Genomic DNA, 14,523 nt, shown 5'->3' on the forward strand with positions numbered 1-14,523 from the left:
GGCGATGAGCGTCATTGTCGTGCAACAAAAGTGTCATGACGCTTCCACAGGTATTTCACGCCAACCCTTTCGATATCCTGCCGCATCTGGTGGCGCTCGCCGCCGCCTATCTTCTCGCGCTGCCGATCGGCTGGAACCGGGAGAAAGCGGAGCGGAGCGCGGGGCTGCGTACCTTTCCGCTCGTGGCGATGGCGAGCTGCGGCATCGTTCAGGCCGCGGAGTCGCTGACGATCGGCGAACCTGAGGCAATGGCCAGGATCGTCGAAGGCATCATCACCGGCATGGGCTTCATCGGCGGCGGCGCCATTCTGCGCATGAAGGAGTCGGTGAAGGGCACCGCGACGGCGGCGAGCCTATGGGCGACCGGCGCGATGGGCACTGCGGTCGGGCTCGGCAGCTATGACGTCGCTCTGATCATCTCGCTGATGACGATCATCACCTTGTGGCTGCTGTCGCCGCTGAAGCTGCAGCTCGACCAGGACGCCAAGGCGGAGGAATAGACCCGGCCGAAAGTCAGCCGTTGCGCCGGCGCGGGAGCGTCGCTAGTAGCCGCGGCGTGGGCGTGTAGCTCAGTGGTAGAGCACTGTGTTGACATCGCAGGGGTCGCAAGTTCAATCCTTGCCACGCCCACCATTTTCCCCAATCCCAACCTCCGTCGAGCGCCTCAGTGCGAGGCGCTGCCGCGCCCGCTTGGCCTGTCGGGCACCGGGATCTGCCCCAAAAGTTATCCCCAATATCCTAGTTATCCACAGGTGGATTCCGCTTTGCGCGACTCGGAAACTAGGTCAGTTTGAGGACGTGCCGGGGAGCGGCGGACCGGAGACGGAAAGAAGCTTCCAAGGCACAACCCGCTGAAAAGCGGCTGAAATTCGCAAGGATGGAAGCGGCTTCGAAAGCGGAAACGGGCAAGCTCAAGGGAAGAAGCGCGAGGCGGCAGCCGAACCCACTTTCCACAAGAGCGGTCCGGCGGGACCAGAGCTTCGGCTCACGGGACTGCGAAAGGATCGGAAGCGGAGGCCGCAAGGCGGAAGCGAAGGATCCGGACGGGACTGGTCGGAGGACGCTTCGATCGTTTCGTGGAAATGGACGCGAGGGTTCGCCCTTGTGGAAACTTTCCGAAAGGGACGACACCAAGGGAGACCCTGGTGAAACGCCCGAACCCGAGGCCCGCCGGAGCGAGAGCGACGACGGATCACCTCACAGGGTCCCCTTCGAAGTTCGCTTCGATGGGATCGCCCGAACGGGGCCTCAGCGAAGTTCGCTTCGATGAGTGACCTCGACCGGAACCGACCGGGGCCCACAAGGCCTCGGCCGGAACCGGGCCGGGGACGAGGCGGAGTTTCGATGCGCAAGCAAAGAAAAGCCGGCGAGAAAACCGAGGACCGGGGTAGCGCCGAAGCCTGGCTTTGGCGGGACGCCTGGAGCCCCAGACTAGACGCCTCGCCCTAACCCAGGGCCTGGCAGTCGAAACGGGACAGTGAGGGTTGGCGGCAACGCCAGCCCTCATTTGCGTTTGGGCGGTCCCGCGGCCGAGCTGCCGCGCTGCGAGTCCGGCATGCCGGACTCGATCGGCATCCTCCTTCTTCTCGCGCTGCGTCCTTTAAGGAAGGTGGACCCCGGATCAGGTCCGGGGTGACGATCTAGGAATGTTAAGCCGCGAGGCCTTCGAACTGCAGCCGCGCGAGCCTGGCGTAGAGGCCGCCGCGCGCCTGCAGGGTGTCGTGGGTGCCTTCCTCGACGATCCGGCCATGGTCCATGACGATGATGCGGTCGGCGCTGCGCACGGTGGCGAGGCGGTGGGCGATGACGATGGTGGTGCGGCCGACCACCAGCCGCTCCAGCGCGGACTGCACCAGCCGCTCCGATTCCGCATCGAGCGCCGAGGTCGCCTCGTCGAGCAGCAGCAGCGGCGAATCCCGCAGGATCGCGCGGGCGATGGCGATGCGCTGGCGCTGACCGCCGGAGAGGCGGGCGCCGCCTTCGCCCATGAAGGTGTCGAGGCCCTGCGGCAGCTTGCGCAGGAACTCGGCGGCATTGGCGGCCTCGGCGGCCTGCCACAAAGCCTCGTCGCTCGCGTCCCAGCGGCCGTAGCGGAGATTGTCGCGCGCGGAGGCGGCGAAGATCACCGTTTCCTGCGGCACGACGGCGATGCGGGCGCGGATGTCGGCCGGGTCGGCGTCGCGAAGGTCGACGCCGTCGAGGCGCACCGTGCCGGCTTCCGGATCGTAGAAGCGCTGGGCGAGCTGGAACAGGGTCGTCTTGCCCGCGCCCGATGGCCCCACCACCGCCAGCGTCTCGCCCGGCCTCACCTCCAGGTTGAAGTCGGCGAGCGCGCTGATTTCCGGGCGGGTGGGGTAGTGGAACTGCACATGCTCGAAGACGAGCGCGCCCTGTGCCGGCTCGGAGAGGGGAAGGGGATTGGCGGGCGCCTTGATCTCCGGCACCTCGGCAAGAAGCTCGGCCAGCCGCCCCGCCGCGCCGGCACCGCGCAGCAGCTCGCCATAGACTTCGGTCAGCGCCCCGAAAGCACCGGCGACGATCGCGCCGGTGAGAACGAACGCAGCGACCGTGCCGCCGCTGATGCGTCCCGCGGCAACATCGAGCGCGGCCTGCCACATCACGACGGTAATCGACCCGAATACGAGCGAGATGACGATCGCCGTCATCACCGCGCGGAGGCGGATGCGGCGGCGGGCGGTGCCGAATGCATCCTCGACTGCGGAGGAGAAGCGTTCGCCTTCCCGCCGTTCCTGGCCGAAGGCCTGGACGATCTTCATCGCGCTCAACGTCTCCGAGACGATGGCGCCGACGTCCGCCACCCGGTCCTGGCTGAAGCGGGAGACGTCTCGGAGCTTGCGGCCGAGCAGCACGACCGGCGCGATCACGAGCGGGATGCCAAGAAGAAGGAAAGCGGTCAGCTTCGGCGCGAGCGTGAACAGGTAGATGATGCCGCCGATGCCCATCACGACGTTGCGCAAGGCGACGGAGACGGTCTGGCCGACCACCATCTCGATCACCGCCGTGTCGGCGGTCAGGCGCGACGAGATTTCCGACGGGCGGTTCTCCTCGAAGAAGCGCGGTTCGAGGCGCAGCAGGTTGCGGTGCACCGCGCCGCGGATATCGGCGACGACACGCTCGCCCAGCCAGGAGACGAAGTAGAAGCGGGTCGCGGTGGCCAGCGCCAGCACAATGACGATGAAGAAGAGATAGGTGAAATGCTCGGAGACGTCGCCGCCAGCGGCCACGAAGCCTTTATCGATGACGCGGCGGAAGCCGTCCGGAATGGCAAGCGTCGCCGAGGCTGCGACCAGCAGGGCCAGCGCGGCGGCCGCGATCCTGCTCGGATAGCGTAGGGCATGCCGCCAGATGATGGCGAGATTGCCGAGCTTCCTGTTCGAGGGCGCCTCGGCGCTGCTGTCTGCCATGGGGCCGAGGGTTAGCAGCGCCCGCCGATGCGCTCAATGGGCGGTGGGGAACCAGCAGGTGGAGCTTTTGACCGACCGGTCGGTTTATCTGGCTAAATGCGGTGTTGACGTTATTCTGGCATCGCAACAGGTTGGAGGTTCGATGCTCTACGACGCCTATGAAATGCAGCGCTCGCTGCTCGCCGGAGCCAGCACGCTAGCCAATATAGGCGCCGGATGGATGCAGAACCCCGCCAACCCCTTCGCCTACAGTCATATGGGGCCGATCGTCGCCTCCGCGCTCGACGTCTTCGCGCACGCCTCCGCACCGCGCGGCAAGCCTGACTTCGGCATCGAAACGGTGATGGTCGGCGACAAGACCGTGCCGGTTGCCGAGGAGATCGTGCTGAGGAAGCCCTTCGGCCAGCTGAAGCGCTTCCGCCGCGAAGGCATTGAGGGCGGGCCGAAGCTGCTGATCGTGGCACCAATGTCAGGCCATTACGCGACCCTGCTGCGCGGCACCGTCGAGCGGATGCTGCCGGGGCACGACGTTTACATCACAGATTGGCGCGATGCGAAGCTGGTGCCGCTGGACGAGGGTCGCTTCGACCTCGACGACTACGTTGATTATCTGATCGCCTTCCTCGAGGCCATCGGCCCGGGCGCGCACATGCTGGCGGTCTGCCAGCCGTCGGTGCCTTGCTACGCGGCCGCCGCCGTGATGAGCGAAGACAAGCATCCGTGCCGCCCGAAGACGCTGACGATGATGGGCGGTCCGATCGACACGCGCCAGGCGCCGACCGCGGTCAACTCGCTGGCGACGCAGCGGCCGCATAGCTGGTTCCAGAGCAATGTGATCGCGACGGTCCCTTACACTTATCCGGGGTCGGGGCGGCCGGTCTATCCGGGCTTTCTGCAGCTCGCCGGCTTCATGACCATGAATCTCGGCAGCCACCTCACCAGCCACTGGGAGATGTTCAAGCATCTCGTCGAGGGCGATGGCGAGAGCGCCGACGCGACCAAGGATTTCTACGCCGAATATCGCGCCGTCTGTGACATGACGGCCGAATTCTACCTGCAGACGGTGGACGTCGTGTTCCAGCGCCACCTGCTGCCCAAAGGCGAGATGATGCATCGCGGGCGTCGGGTCGATCCCGCTGCGATCGAGGACATCGCCATCCTCGCCATCGAGGGCGAGCGGGACGATATTTCCGGTATCGGCCAGACGAAGGCTGCGCTCGATATCTCCACAAGCCTGCCGGAGGAGATGAAGCTCTACCACCTGGCGCCTGGCGTCGGCCATTACGGCATCTTCAACGGCAGCAAGTGGCGCGAGCGGATCGCCCCCGTCGTCGAGAAGTGGATCACCGCGCACGGCGGCTGAAGGTCCATATCGATTCCTAAAGTGTGTCCATTCCGGACCAAAATAGCCGACAGCGATCGTTTCGCAGGCGGACTAGGTGTCGATGCGGGAACGCCCGCTCGCCTGACGCGGCAAGGCAACGCGCGGCTCTGAGCTTCGTCCGGAGCGGCAAGCTTCGGATTTCCTAGCGAAATTCTTGTAAGTGGAAGTGGGGCGACGTCTCCGTTTCGGAGCAGAGCGGCCCTGCAAAACCTCCGCTTCGGCGGCAATCTCCCATCCAGATTTTGTGGAGGCCGCTGTTGGTATGTCGCTGAACATCGCGCATGATGCGCTCGCTATGGTGGACTATGGGGCGGGTGCCGGCGCGCTTTTGCTGTGCGACGAAGCGGCCTGCGATCAGGCGCGGCAGGCGGTGGAATTGGCGGGTCTCCGCATCGCCGACATGCATCCGATCCAGGCTGCCGAAGACCGGCTGGACCGGCAGGCAGCGGTCGATCTGGTGGTCGTCGGCATTACCCAGGATCATGGTCCGGCTCTGGACGCTCTGCTGAGACGTATTGCGCGGGATGCGAACGCCGGCCGCTACGGGAGCGTGGTGAGCGCGCCGACGCCGCTGATCGATGCCGTCGACGCCGCGATCGGCTCCGCCGCCGGGGTCGCCCATCTGTGCGATCCCGGCCTGGACGAGCTTGCCCTCCGCATGGCGGAGGCGGCCGAGCGAACGCCGCCCCAGCTGCACGACATCGGGCGAAGCGCGCAGCGCCTCCAGCAGCTGAGCAAGGAGGCGGAGCGCATCGCGAGCGAACTCGCCGAACTGTCGGAAGACGAAGCTGCTGCGCGCCCACGCCCGGATCAATCGGACGGTAGCGGCATCGACGCCTGCAAGCTGCGGGCGATGATCCGGGCGCGGCGGCTTCGCGAGCAGTTCTTCCAGTCGGAGCTGTTCGCCGATCCTGCGTGGGACATGCTGCTCGACCTGATGGCGGCGCGGCTCGACGGGCAGCGGGTCGCGGTGTCCAGCCTCTGCATCGCCGCGGCGGTGCCGGCGACGACTGCCTTGCGCTGGATCAAGACGCTGACCGAGCACGGCCTGTTCGTCCGGGTTGCCGATCCGCAGGATGGGCGACGCGTATACATCGAACTTTCGGACACGGCGGCGGCAGCGCTGGAGCAGTATCTTCGCGCCGTGCAGCGTCTTTCGCCGCTGTCCATCTAGGCTTGCCCGCCATGGCGGACGGTGGCAGGGCCGGGGCTTCCCGAGAGGGCGCTTAGCTCAGTTGGTAGAGCATCTCGTTTACACCGAGAGGGTCGGCGGTTCGAGCCCGTCAGCGCCCACCAGCCGCAGGAGCCGACGTTAGGCCGGGCTCGACAGCCTCAAGGCGACTTCGGTCACCGAACCCTTGATATGGATCGTGTTCGCCCCCGCGAAATGAACCCGGGTGGTACGCGCATCCCGAGCTTCCAGCCAGGTCACCTGACCGGTGTTGATCACCGCGACCGTGCCGTCGTGGAGCTCGACTCTTTTCAATTGTATGCTCATCGCCGCGCCGGCTTAGCCCAGAAGCGGTTTCCGAACTGTTAGCGATGTTCAGAACCAGCCGAGCAGCTTCAGCAGGACGAGCGTGGCGATCACCGACAGGGCGATCGATCCGAGACAGCCGAGGCGGTTCGAGAAAAAGAAGAACAAGGGCCGGCTCCCGAAACAGGTGAGGTAGCAACGCAGCGGGCGCGTGATTGGTGCCTTGCCGCTTGGACCGCGCTGAGCGACACTTGCCCGATGTCGATCGAACTCTCCGTGCTCGCCTGGGGCTGCGTCTTGGCGCTCGCCCACATCTTCATCGCCGTGCGCTTCAAGACGCGCCAATATGGCGTGAAGTGGAACATGGGCGCACGCGACGAGGCGCTGCCGCCGCCGGACCCGATCGTCGGCCGCCTCGCCCGGGCTCAGGCCAATTTCTTCGAGACCTTTCCGGTCGCGGCTGCGGCGATCCTGATCGTCGAGCTGGCGGACCGCACCGATCAGTGGACGGCGATCGGCGCGATCGTCTGGCTGGCCGCGCGCGTCGTCTATCTGCCGCTCTACGCGGCCGGCATTCCGAAGGTCCGAACCTTCGTGTTCCTGATCAGCGTGGTCGGGATCGCGCTGATCCTCTGGCCGGCCTTGTTCGGCTAGAGGTTTCGGATCAGCTTCACCGCCATTCCCGCCCAGGCCGGATTCGCGACAACGAGCTGACGCTGCCCGGCGCCCAGCGGCAGGATGTGGAGCTTGCCTTCCTCGCGGCCGATCAGGCGGCCGAAGAGGAAGCGGCCCGCCGGGCGAGGGAGGAGGACGTCGCGGTTCATCGCGCGGCTGAATTCCTCCGGCGCTATGCGCGCGAGCCAGATCTCGTCGCCGCTGCGATAGTCGCCGATGCCGGAGGCGACGCTGATCGCGACGATGCCGGGCTCCGGCTTGGGCGGAATCACCACGCCGGCGCGACGAGGGGCGTGGGCACCGTCATGGTCGAGGATGGCGGCGACCGGCACGTCCTCGCGGTCGGGCAGCTGGACGAGATCGCCTGCCTCGACGCCCAGGGCCTTGGCGATGCGGTTGAGCCAGCCGACCGAGACGGTACGGGTGCCGGTCTCGAGCCGTCCGATCGTCTGGGGCGTGGTCGGCGGATCGCAGCGGTCCGCGACATCCTGCAGCGTCATCTTCTTGACCCGGCGGACTTCCCGGATGCGCGTGATCATCTCAGCCTCTCTGAACCAGTTCGGTTATTTCCTTTCCTACAGGCTGTGCCGGATGGCAAGGAAAAAGCGACTCGGAAGCTGTGGGAGAGAGATGTGGGGAACAGGGTGCTGGCGGAGCGGGCGGTGCCGCAGGATGGCGAGAAGCGCGGCGGAGTGGCCGCGGCGCGGGGGAACAGAAGGGCGCGTTCCGTCACCGTGAACCTGGTCGAGGCGCCGCTCGGCTGGCTGAAGGCGCGGGGTCTGATCAGCGAGCGGCAGTTCGACGCGGGCGAGCGGCTGCGCGAGGATTGGGAGCGGGCGCAGCTGGCGCCCGCGGTGACGATGAAGTGGGACGCGCCGCCGCTGCGCAGGGGCGCGAGAGCTGCTCCGGCCGCAAGCGACCCGACGAGCGCGCAGATCGGCGCCAGGCGGCGCTTCGACGAAGCGGTGGCCGCGGTGGGACCAGGCCTCGGTGACGTGCTGTGGCGGATCGTCTGCGCGGGCGAGGGCATGCGCGAGGCGGAGCGGGCGCTCGGCTGGCCGGCGCGTGCAGGGAAGCTGGTGCTTGGCCTCGCACTCGACCGGCTGGCGGACCATTACCGGATGGGCTGAACCCGCTCAGCTCCGGCCGAGAACGCGCCGGCAGATTGCGTCCAGCCTGGCCAGCATCGCCGGGTCGCGGGCACCGGGTGCGGTGATCAGGGCGGTGTCGAGACTGGTGTCGATCGGCGAGGCCGAGCGCTCGGGCGGGAGCGCGCGGGCGAGCTCGACGACCAGGCGGCGGCCGGTCTCGGCATTGGCCATCAGCTGGGTGATGATCGCCGACACCTCGACCGCTTCGACGCCCGACCGCCAACAATCATAATCGGTGACCATGCCGACCAAGGCGTAAGGGAGTTCCGCCTCACGGGCGAGCTTGGCCTCCGGCATACCGGTCATGCCGATCACGTCGCAGCCCCAGGAACGGTAGAGCTCGCTTTCGGCGCGGGTGGAGAATTGAGGGCCCTCCATGGCAAGGTAGGTGCCGCCGCTAGTCACCTCCGCGCCCGCCTTTTCCGCCGCCGCCGCGGCGAGCGAGGAGAGGCGCGGGCAGACCGGCTCGGCCATCGAGACATGGGCGACCATGCCAGGTCCGAAGAAGCTCTTTTCGCGCGCGAAGGTGCGGTCGATGAACTGGTCGACGACGACGAACCGGCCGGGCGCCAGCTCCTCCTGCAGCGAGCCGATGGCGGAGATGGCGAGCACGTCCGTGCAGCCGGCCCGCTTCAGCGCGTCTATATTGGCGCGCGCGTTGACGTGGCTCGGCGGGATGCGGTGGCCGCGGCCGTGGCGGGGGAGGAAGACGAACTTCACGCCCTCGATCCGCCCGATCAGCAACTCGTCCGAGGGCGCGCCCCAGGGCGTGTCCACCGCGATCCACTGCGCCTCTTCCAGCGCGTCGATGTCGTAGAGGCCGGAGCCGCCGATGATGCCGATCGTCCATTCGCTCATCGCCGCTATTTGCGAGCCGACCCGGGGCGGTGCAAGCGATCTTCATGTGGGCGGGACGGACGGCTAGGCTATCACGATGAAGCGGGCGCTGAAGATCGGAGCATGGGCGCTGGGCGCGGTGGGGGCGCCGATTCTGCTTTATTTCGTGGCCGCGCTGATCGGCGGACTCATTCCGGCCAATGCGGGGTGGACCGAGCCGCGCGAGGGCGTTCCAATCTTCCTTCGCACGAATGGCGTGCACACCTGGATCATGGTGCCGACGGTGAGTCCCGAGATGGACTGGCGGCCGCTCGCCCCGGCCACCCACATCCGTGATCCGCGCTATGCCGGTAATTACATCGCCCTGGGCTATGGCAACCGCGAATTTTACCTGAACACCCCGCGCTGGGCGGATCTCAGGCCCCGCACGGCGCTCGCCGCCGCCTTCGGGAGCGGCCGCAGCCTGATGCATGTCGAGCATGAGTGGAATCCGCGGGTCGACGAATATCAGCAGCGGCTGGTGGTGACGCGGGAGCAGTATCGCCGGCTGGCGCGGCATATCGCGCAGAGCTTCGAGCTGGATGCGCGAGGACGAACCCGACCACTGCTCGGCCGCGGCTACGGGCCCGCGGACGTCTTCTATGAGGCGCGGGGACCGTATAATGCCTTCTTCACCTGCAATGAATGGACCGGTGCCGCGCTGCGGGCGGCGGGCGTGCGGACCGGGATCTGGACGCCGCTCTCCCAGAGCATAATGCTGCGTCTGTAAGCGAAGGGAGCATATGCTTGGCCGACAGGGATTTCGACGTCGCGATTGTCGGCAGCGGCCATGGCGGGGTGCGCGCGGCGGTGGCTCTGCGCGAATATGGCTTCACCGGCAGCATCGGCCTGATCGGCGCGGAGGAGGGGCTGCCCTATGAGCGCCCGCCGCTCTCCAAGGATTATCTTGCCGGCGAGAAGCCGCTCGAGCGCATCCTGCTGAGGCCGGAGCATTTCTGGGATGCGCAGCGTATCGAGCGGGTGACCGGCTGCCGGATCGTGGGCGTCGATGCCGCGGCCCGCATCCTCACCGCAGAGGATGGAGGCCGCATCGGCTACGGCAAGCTGATCTGGGCGGCGGGCGGCAATGCCCGGCGCCTCGGCTGCACCGGCGGCGACCTCGCCGGCGTGCACACGGTGCGCAGCCTCGCGGATGTCGAGGCGATGAGGTCCGAGCTTGGCGCCACCCGGCGCGCGATCGTGATCGGCGGCGGCTATATCGGCCTCGAGGCCGCGGCGGTGCTGCGCAAGCTCGGCAAGGAAGTAGTGCTGCTGGAAGCGCTCGACCGGGTGCTGGCGCGGGTTGCCGGCGAGCCCGTCTCTCGCTTCTACGAGGTCGAGCATCGGCGCCAGGGCGTCGACGTGCGGCTCGGCGTCACGGTCGACCATATCGAGGGCGAGGGCGGACGTGCCGCTGCGGTCCGGCTCGCCGACGGCGGGCGCATTGCCGGCGAGATGGTGGTCGTCGGCATCGGCATCGCGCCGGCGACCGAACCCCTGATCGCCGTCGGCGCCGAAGGCGGGGACGGAGTGCACGTGGACCAATTCTGCCGCACCAACCTTCCTGACGTCCTCGCGATCGGCGACTGCGCCGCGCACGCCAATACGTTTGCGGAAGGAGAGCGCGTCCGCCTCGAATCCGTCCAGAATGCTAACGACCAAGCCAACACCGCCGCCCGCTTCATCACCGGCGATCCGCAGCCCTACGCCGCGACGCCCTGGTTCTGGTCCAATCAATACGACCTCAAGCTCCAGACCGTCGGCCTCTCCCGCGGTCATGACGGGACCGTGATCCGCGGTGAGCCCGACAAGCGCAGCTTCTCGCTCATCTACCTGCGCCAGGGCCGGGTCGTCGCTCTCGACTGCGTCAATTCGGTCAAGGATTACGTCCAGGGCCGCAAGCTGATCGAGGCCGCCGCAGCGCCGGATCCGGGGGCGCTTGCCGATGCGTCGGTGCCGCTCAAGGAGCTAGCCTGACCGGTACCGCGATGTCGAAATGCAGCACGTCCTCGCGCAGGCCAAGCTTAGTGTAGAGCGCGATCGCAGGATCGTCGCCATGATCCGCCTGGACGAAGATCTCATAGGCGCCGTGCGCCGCCCCGATCCGCTTCAGTTCCTCGATGAGCGCCGTTGCCACGCCTTGCCGCCGATGCGCCTCCGCGACTGCGAGATCGTAGATGTAGACCTCGCTCCGCTCGCGCTCGAACTTCGGCAGCTCGTAGGCCGCCAACCCGCCGATCACCGCGTCGTCCCTCACGGCGACGAGCGCGATGAAGGTCTCGCTGCGAAGCAATTTCTGAAGGTAATCCGCGCTCGGCCGCGCCGCGCCATAGGTCTCGATCTCGTCGAACGCTTCACCGAAGATGGTCAGCAGATCCTGCATCAGCGCCAGATCCTCCGGCCCGATCCGCGTGACGTTGATGGGTGAGGCTGCTCGCATGACCGCCCAAAGGAACGAGGTGGCGCGCCCGGCAGGATTCGAACCTGCGACCCCAAGCTTAGAAGGCTCGTGCTCTATCCAACTGAGCTACGGGCGCCTAGGCATGGGCTGTAGCGCGCTTTCGCGAGGAGCGGAACAGCGCTAGGCCGGCCGCATGGCGGAGGAGGGGATCAGAAGCGTCGAGGCGGCCGCGCTGGAGGGCCAGCGCTTTCGCTATTTCGACTTCGTGATGGCGGCATTCGTCACCATCCTGCTGCTGTCCAACGTCCTCGGTGCAGGCAAGGTGGCGGTGATCGACCTGCCCGGCATCGGCACCTGGCCGTTCGGCGCCGGCATCCTGTTCTTTCCCATCTCCTATGTGATCGGCGACGTGCTGACCGAGGTCTATGGCTATGCACGGGCGCGGCGCTGCATCTGGGCGGGGTTCGCCGCCCTGCTTTTCATGGCTTTCATGGCGGCGGTGGTGGTGGCGCTGCCGCCCTCGCCGGACTGGCAGGGGCAGGCGGCCTACGAAACCGTGTTCGGGCAGGTGCCGCGGATCGTGTTCGCCTCGATCGTCGCCTTCTGGGCGGGCGAGTTCGCGAACAGCTACGTGCTTGCGCGGATGAAGATCTGGACCAGGGGGCGGCACCTCTGGACCCGCACGATCGGCTCGACGGTGGTGGGGCAGGGGATCGACAGCCTGATCTTCTACCCGCTCGCTTTCTACGGCGTGTGGGACAATTCGACGTTGCTGATCGTCCTGCTGACTCAATTCGCGCTGAAGGTGGCGTGGGAGGCTTTGCTGACCCCGGTCACCTATGCCACGGTTGGGTGGCTGAAGCGGCGCGAGGGCATCGACGTCTATGACACGGGCACCGACTTCACGCCCTTCAAGGCGAGCATTTAAGTCCCTGAGCTACTTCAACTTTCCAAGTCGCTTCCTATATCCTCGTCAGTTCTCAACAACTGAAAGGAGGTGGTCTGATGTCTCATTGTCATATGCCGTTCGCGGCGATCCAGGTGAGCGCAGCCTCCGCGGGGGTATTCGCTTGATCTGAAGCCGCGATTGTCGGCTGACAATGCAAAGAGGCCGTCCGGGTGACCGGGCGGCCTTTCGCGTTTCAGGAGGCGCGGGCGGCCGCGCGCTCGACGTTCAGCGCTGCTTCCACCATGCGCTCCCAGACTTCCGGATCGCCTGCCGCGGCCATCACCGGATCGGGCTCGCGCATGGTGCGCAGGATGGCGAGCGCGTCGTCGACATATTCGTGCCATTCCTCGTCAACGTTAGGGCCCGCAGAGGGATCGTCCCCTTCCGCGTTGATGCTGAGCTCGCGCCCGGCGAGCACGCGGGCGATCCGTTCGACAAGCGTGAGGCTCGATACCGGCATTTGGCGTCTCCTTTGCCCCAGCTAACGGAGGAGACGCCGCCCGGTTTCCTTAGAGGACCTCGAAAAGCCCCGCCGCACCCATGCCGCCGCCGACGCACATCGTGACGACGACGTGCTTGGCCCCGCGCCGCTTGCCTTCGAGGAGGGCATGGCCGGTGAGACGGGCGCCGGACATGCCGTAGGGATGGCCGACCGAGATCGCGCCGCCGTTGACGTTCAATTTGTCGTCGGGGATGCCGAGCTGGTCCTGGCAATAGAGCACCTGGACCGCGAAGGCCTCGTTGAGCTCCCACAGGTCGATGTCGGCGACGGTGAGGCCGAAACGCTTGAGGAGCTTCGGCACGGCGAAGACGGGGCCGATGCCCATCTCGTCGGGTTCGGTGCCGGCCACGGCCATGCCGACATAGCGGCCAAGCGGCTTCACGCCGCGCTCGGCGGCCATGCCCGCTTCCATGATAACACAGGCGGAGGCGCCGTCCGAAAGCTGGGAGGCGTTGCCGGCGGTGATCATCGCCTCGGGACCCATGACCGGCTGGAGCGAAGACAAGCCCTCGAGCGTCGTGTCGGCACGGTTGCCCTCGTCCTTGGTGAGCGTCACTTCCTTCATCGAGGTCTCGCCGGTCGCCTTGTCCTTGACCATCATCTTTGCCGTGACCGGGATGATCTCGTCGTCGAACCTGCCTTCCGCCTGGGCGGCTGCGGTGCGTTGCTGGGAGCGGAGCGCATAGGCGTCCTGGCGTTCGCGGCTGACGCTGTAGCGCTTGCCGACCACCTCGGCGGTGTTGATCATCGGCATGTAGACGCCGTTGTGCATGGAGAGGAGCTCGGGATCCGGCCCGAGGCGCATCTCCGGTGTCTGGACGAGGCTGATGCTCTCGACGCCGCCGGCGACGCAGATGTCCATGCGGTCGACGATCACCTGCTTGGCCGCGGTCGCAATCGCCATCAGGCCGGAGGCGCACTGGCGGTCGATCGACATGCCGGCGACGGTGACGGGCAAGCCGGCGCGGAGGGCGGCTGTGCGGCCGATCGTGGTCTGCACGCCTTGCTGAAGCGCCGCGCCCATGATCACGTCCTCGATCTCCTCCGGCGCGACGCCGGAGCGTTCGACGGCGGCGCGGATCGCGTGCGCGGCGAGGGTGGGAGAGGGCGTGGCGTTGAAGGCTCCTCGATAAGCCTTGCCGATCGGGGTGCGGGCGGTGGAAACGATGACGGCTTCGCGGGTGACCATGGATAAAGCTCCTCGGGTGATCAGATGAAGATAAGGCCGATCCAATCGGCGGTAAGGGCGGGCTTGCTCTCGCCCTCGATTTCGACACTGACGTTGTGGACGAACTGCCACTGGCCGGGGCGCTTCTCCTCAGCACTCAGCAGCGTGAAGTGGCCGCGGACCCGTCTGCCCGAGCGCACCGGGTTGATGAAGCGGACTTTCTCGAAGCCGTAATTGACGGCCATCTTCGTCGTGTTGGGCACCAGCATCACGTGCGCCGCCATCTGGCTCAGCAGCGACAGCGTCAGGAAGCCGTGGGCGACGGTGCCGCCGAACGGGGTTTGCGCGGCCGCAGCCGGGTCGACGTGGATGAACTGGTGGTCGCCAGTGACGTCGGCGAAGGTGTCGATGCTGCCCTGGTCGATCTCGATCCAAGGCGAGGCGCCGAGGCTCTCACGCACTTTGCTCCTGATTTCGTCGAGGCTGGCGAGCGGCATCGTCCCTCCGTTGTCCGG

16 protein-coding genes and 3 tRNA genes are annotated in these 14,523 nt (G+C 66.8%); 10 read left to right on the top strand and 9 right to left on the bottom strand.

Going from position 1 to position 14,523, the window contains the following annotated elements; translation table 11 throughout:
• Positions 1-35: 35 nt before the first annotated feature.
• Positions 36-500 (top strand): MgtC/SapB family protein, encoded by a 465-nt coding sequence (locus AC5JBD_RS07265; protein ID WP_495721085.1) that lies wholly within the window; start codon positions 36-38, stop codon positions 498-500.
• A gap of 58 nt (positions 501-558) precedes the next feature.
• A tRNA-Val gene (locus tag AC5JBD_RS07270) sits at positions 559-633 on the top strand.
• A gap of 1,016 nt (positions 634-1,649) precedes the next feature.
• Here AC5JBD_RS07270 and AC5JBD_RS07275 read toward each other — a convergent pair.
• Positions 1,650-3,425 carry an ABC transporter transmembrane domain-containing protein gene (locus AC5JBD_RS07275; RefSeq protein WP_495721086.1) on the bottom strand — a complete coding sequence of 592 codons (1,776 nt, stop codon included), beginning with the start codon at positions 3,423-3,425 and terminating at the stop codon, positions 1,650-1,652.
• 142 nt (positions 3,426-3,567) lie between these two features.
• Here AC5JBD_RS07275 and AC5JBD_RS07280 point away from each other — a divergent pair, with 142 nt between their 5' ends.
• The 3 genes from AC5JBD_RS07280 to AC5JBD_RS07290 all read left to right on the top strand — a co-directional run bounded on the left by AC5JBD_RS07280 (position 3,568) and on the right by AC5JBD_RS07290 (position 6,105).
• Positions 3,568-4,788 carry a polyhydroxyalkanoate depolymerase gene (locus AC5JBD_RS07280; protein WP_495721087.1) on the top strand — a complete coding sequence of 407 codons (1,221 nt, stop codon included), beginning with the start codon at positions 3,568-3,570 and terminating at the stop codon, positions 4,786-4,788.
• Between the two features lie 283 nt (positions 4,789-5,071).
• On the top strand, positions 5,072-5,983 hold the full coding sequence (locus AC5JBD_RS07285) for a winged helix DNA-binding protein (protein WP_495721088.1): 912 nt from the start codon (positions 5,072-5,074) through the stop codon (positions 5,981-5,983).
• Positions 5,984-6,029: 46 nt separating this feature from the next.
• A tRNA-Val gene (locus AC5JBD_RS07290) sits at positions 6,030-6,105 on the top strand.
• A 16-nt stretch (positions 6,106-6,121) separates the two neighbouring features.
• Here the strand turns inward: AC5JBD_RS07290 and AC5JBD_RS07295 are convergent.
• A complete protein-coding gene (locus tag AC5JBD_RS07295) occupies positions 6,122-6,295 on the bottom strand; it encodes a hypothetical protein (RefSeq protein ID WP_495721089.1) in 174 nt (57 codons plus the stop codon).
• Positions 6,296-6,544: 249 nt separating this feature from the next.
• Here AC5JBD_RS07295 and AC5JBD_RS07300 point away from each other — a divergent pair, with 249 nt between their 5' ends.
• Positions 6,545-6,940, top strand: coding sequence for an MAPEG family protein (locus AC5JBD_RS07300; protein WP_495721090.1), 396 nt, complete (start codon positions 6,545-6,547; stop codon positions 6,938-6,940).
• Here AC5JBD_RS07300 and AC5JBD_RS07305 read toward each other — a convergent pair.
• Positions 6,937-7,500 carry a helix-turn-helix domain-containing protein gene (locus AC5JBD_RS07305; protein WP_495721091.1) on the bottom strand — a complete coding sequence of 188 codons (564 nt, stop codon included), beginning with the start codon at positions 7,498-7,500 and terminating at the stop codon, positions 6,937-6,939. The genes AC5JBD_RS07300 and AC5JBD_RS07305 overlap by 4 nt on opposite strands.
• A gap of 93 nt (positions 7,501-7,593) precedes the next feature.
• On the opposite strand from AC5JBD_RS07305, the gene AC5JBD_RS07310 reads away from it, so the two are divergent.
• Positions 7,594-8,091, top strand: coding sequence for a DUF6456 domain-containing protein (locus tag AC5JBD_RS07310; protein ID WP_495721092.1), 498 nt, complete (start codon positions 7,594-7,596; stop codon positions 8,089-8,091).
• A 6-nt stretch (positions 8,092-8,097) separates the two neighbouring features.
• Here AC5JBD_RS07310 and AC5JBD_RS07315 read toward each other — a convergent pair whose 3' ends face one another.
• Positions 8,098-8,970: an S-methyl-5'-thioadenosine phosphorylase gene (locus tag AC5JBD_RS07315; RefSeq protein WP_495721093.1), complete on the bottom strand. Its 873-nt coding sequence runs from the start codon at positions 8,968-8,970 to the stop codon at positions 8,098-8,100.
• Positions 8,971-9,046: 76 nt separating this feature from the next.
• Here AC5JBD_RS07315 and AC5JBD_RS07320 point away from each other — a divergent pair, with 76 nt between their 5' ends.
• On the top strand, positions 9,047-9,718 hold the full coding sequence (locus AC5JBD_RS07320; RefSeq protein WP_495721094.1) for a TIGR02117 family protein: 672 nt from the start codon (positions 9,047-9,049) through the stop codon (positions 9,716-9,718).
• Positions 9,719-9,735: 17 nt separating this feature from the next.
• Entirely contained in the window at positions 9,736-10,965 is a 1,230-nt protein-coding gene (locus AC5JBD_RS07325; protein WP_495721095.1) for an NAD(P)/FAD-dependent oxidoreductase, read from the top strand.
• On the opposite strand, the gene AC5JBD_RS07330 is transcribed toward AC5JBD_RS07325, so the two are convergent.
• Positions 10,949-11,428 carry an AAC(3)-I family aminoglycoside N-acetyltransferase gene (locus tag AC5JBD_RS07330; RefSeq protein ID WP_495721096.1) on the bottom strand — a complete coding sequence of 160 codons (480 nt, stop codon included), beginning with the start codon at positions 11,426-11,428 and terminating at the stop codon, positions 10,949-10,951. The two genes, AC5JBD_RS07325 and AC5JBD_RS07330, sit on opposite strands and share 17 nt — an antisense overlap.
• A gap of 20 nt (positions 11,429-11,448) precedes the next feature.
• Positions 11,449-11,525, bottom strand: a tRNA-Arg gene (locus AC5JBD_RS07335).
• 57 nt (positions 11,526-11,582) lie between these two features.
• Between AC5JBD_RS07335 and AC5JBD_RS07340 the strand changes: the two genes are divergently transcribed.
• A complete protein-coding gene (locus AC5JBD_RS07340; protein WP_495721097.1) occupies positions 11,583-12,317 on the top strand; it encodes a queuosine precursor transporter in 735 nt (244 codons plus the stop codon).
• Positions 12,318-12,531: 214 nt separating this feature from the next.
• Here the strand turns inward: AC5JBD_RS07340 and AC5JBD_RS07345 are convergent, their stop codons facing one another.
• From AC5JBD_RS07345 to AC5JBD_RS07355, 3 genes are read right to left on the bottom strand one after another with little or no spacing between them, the layout of a single operon-like run.
• Entirely contained in the window at positions 12,532-12,798 is a 267-nt protein-coding gene (locus AC5JBD_RS07345) for a hypothetical protein (protein WP_495721098.1), read from the bottom strand.
• A 49-nt stretch (positions 12,799-12,847) separates the two neighbouring features.
• The gene (locus tag AC5JBD_RS07350; RefSeq protein ID WP_495721099.1) at positions 12,848-14,029 is read right to left on the bottom strand and encodes an acetyl-CoA C-acyltransferase; all 1,182 of its coding nucleotides are present in this window, start codon (positions 14,027-14,029) and stop codon (positions 12,848-12,850) included.
• Positions 14,030-14,049: 20 nt separating this feature from the next.
• Positions 14,050-14,505, bottom strand: coding sequence for a MaoC family dehydratase (locus tag AC5JBD_RS07355; RefSeq protein ID WP_495721100.1), 456 nt, complete (start codon positions 14,503-14,505; stop codon positions 14,050-14,052).
• Positions 14,506-14,523 lie beyond the last annotated feature (18 nt).

Source organism: Allosphingosinicella sp. (genome assembly GCF_059502505.1).

Excerpts from the sequence above, each read along its gene's own strand:
- AC5JBD_RS07275 (WP_495721086.1), bottom strand. The coding sequence starts at position 3,425 with ATGGCAGACAGCAGCGCCGAGGCGCCCTCGAACAGGAAGCTCGGCAAT.
- AC5JBD_RS07330 (WP_495721096.1), bottom strand. The coding sequence starts at position 11,428 with ATGCGAGCAGCCTCACCCATCAACGTCACGCGGATCGGGCCGGAGGAT.
- AC5JBD_RS07350 (WP_495721099.1), bottom strand. The coding sequence starts at position 14,029 with ATGGTCACCCGCGAAGCCGTCATCGTTTCCACCGCCCGCACCCCGATC.
- AC5JBD_RS07285 (WP_495721088.1), top strand. The coding sequence starts at position 5,072 with ATGTCGCTGAACATCGCGCATGATGCGCTCGCTATGGTGGACTATGGG.
- AC5JBD_RS07355 (WP_495721100.1), bottom strand. The coding sequence starts at position 14,505 with ATGCCGCTCGCCAGCCTCGACGAAATCAGGAGCAAAGTGCGTGAGAGC.
- AC5JBD_RS07315 (WP_495721093.1), bottom strand. The coding sequence starts at position 8,970 with ATGAGCGAATGGACGATCGGCATCATCGGCGGCTCCGGCCTCTACGAC.
- AC5JBD_RS07320 (WP_495721094.1), top strand. The coding sequence starts at position 9,047 with ATGAAGCGGGCGCTGAAGATCGGAGCATGGGCGCTGGGCGCGGTGGGG.
- AC5JBD_RS07345 (WP_495721098.1), bottom strand. The coding sequence starts at position 12,798 with ATGCCGGTATCGAGCCTCACGCTTGTCGAACGGATCGCCCGCGTGCTC.
- AC5JBD_RS07305 (WP_495721091.1), bottom strand. The coding sequence starts at position 7,500 with ATGATCACGCGCATCCGGGAAGTCCGCCGGGTCAAGAAGATGACGCTG.
- AC5JBD_RS07300 (WP_495721090.1), top strand. The coding sequence starts at position 6,545 with ATGTCGATCGAACTCTCCGTGCTCGCCTGGGGCTGCGTCTTGGCGCTC.
- AC5JBD_RS07280 (WP_495721087.1), top strand. The coding sequence starts at position 3,568 with ATGCTCTACGACGCCTATGAAATGCAGCGCTCGCTGCTCGCCGGAGCC.
- AC5JBD_RS07265 (WP_495721085.1), top strand. The coding sequence starts at position 36 with ATGACGCTTCCACAGGTATTTCACGCCAACCCTTTCGATATCCTGCCG.
- AC5JBD_RS07340 (WP_495721097.1), top strand. The coding sequence starts at position 11,583 with ATGGCGGAGGAGGGGATCAGAAGCGTCGAGGCGGCCGCGCTGGAGGGC.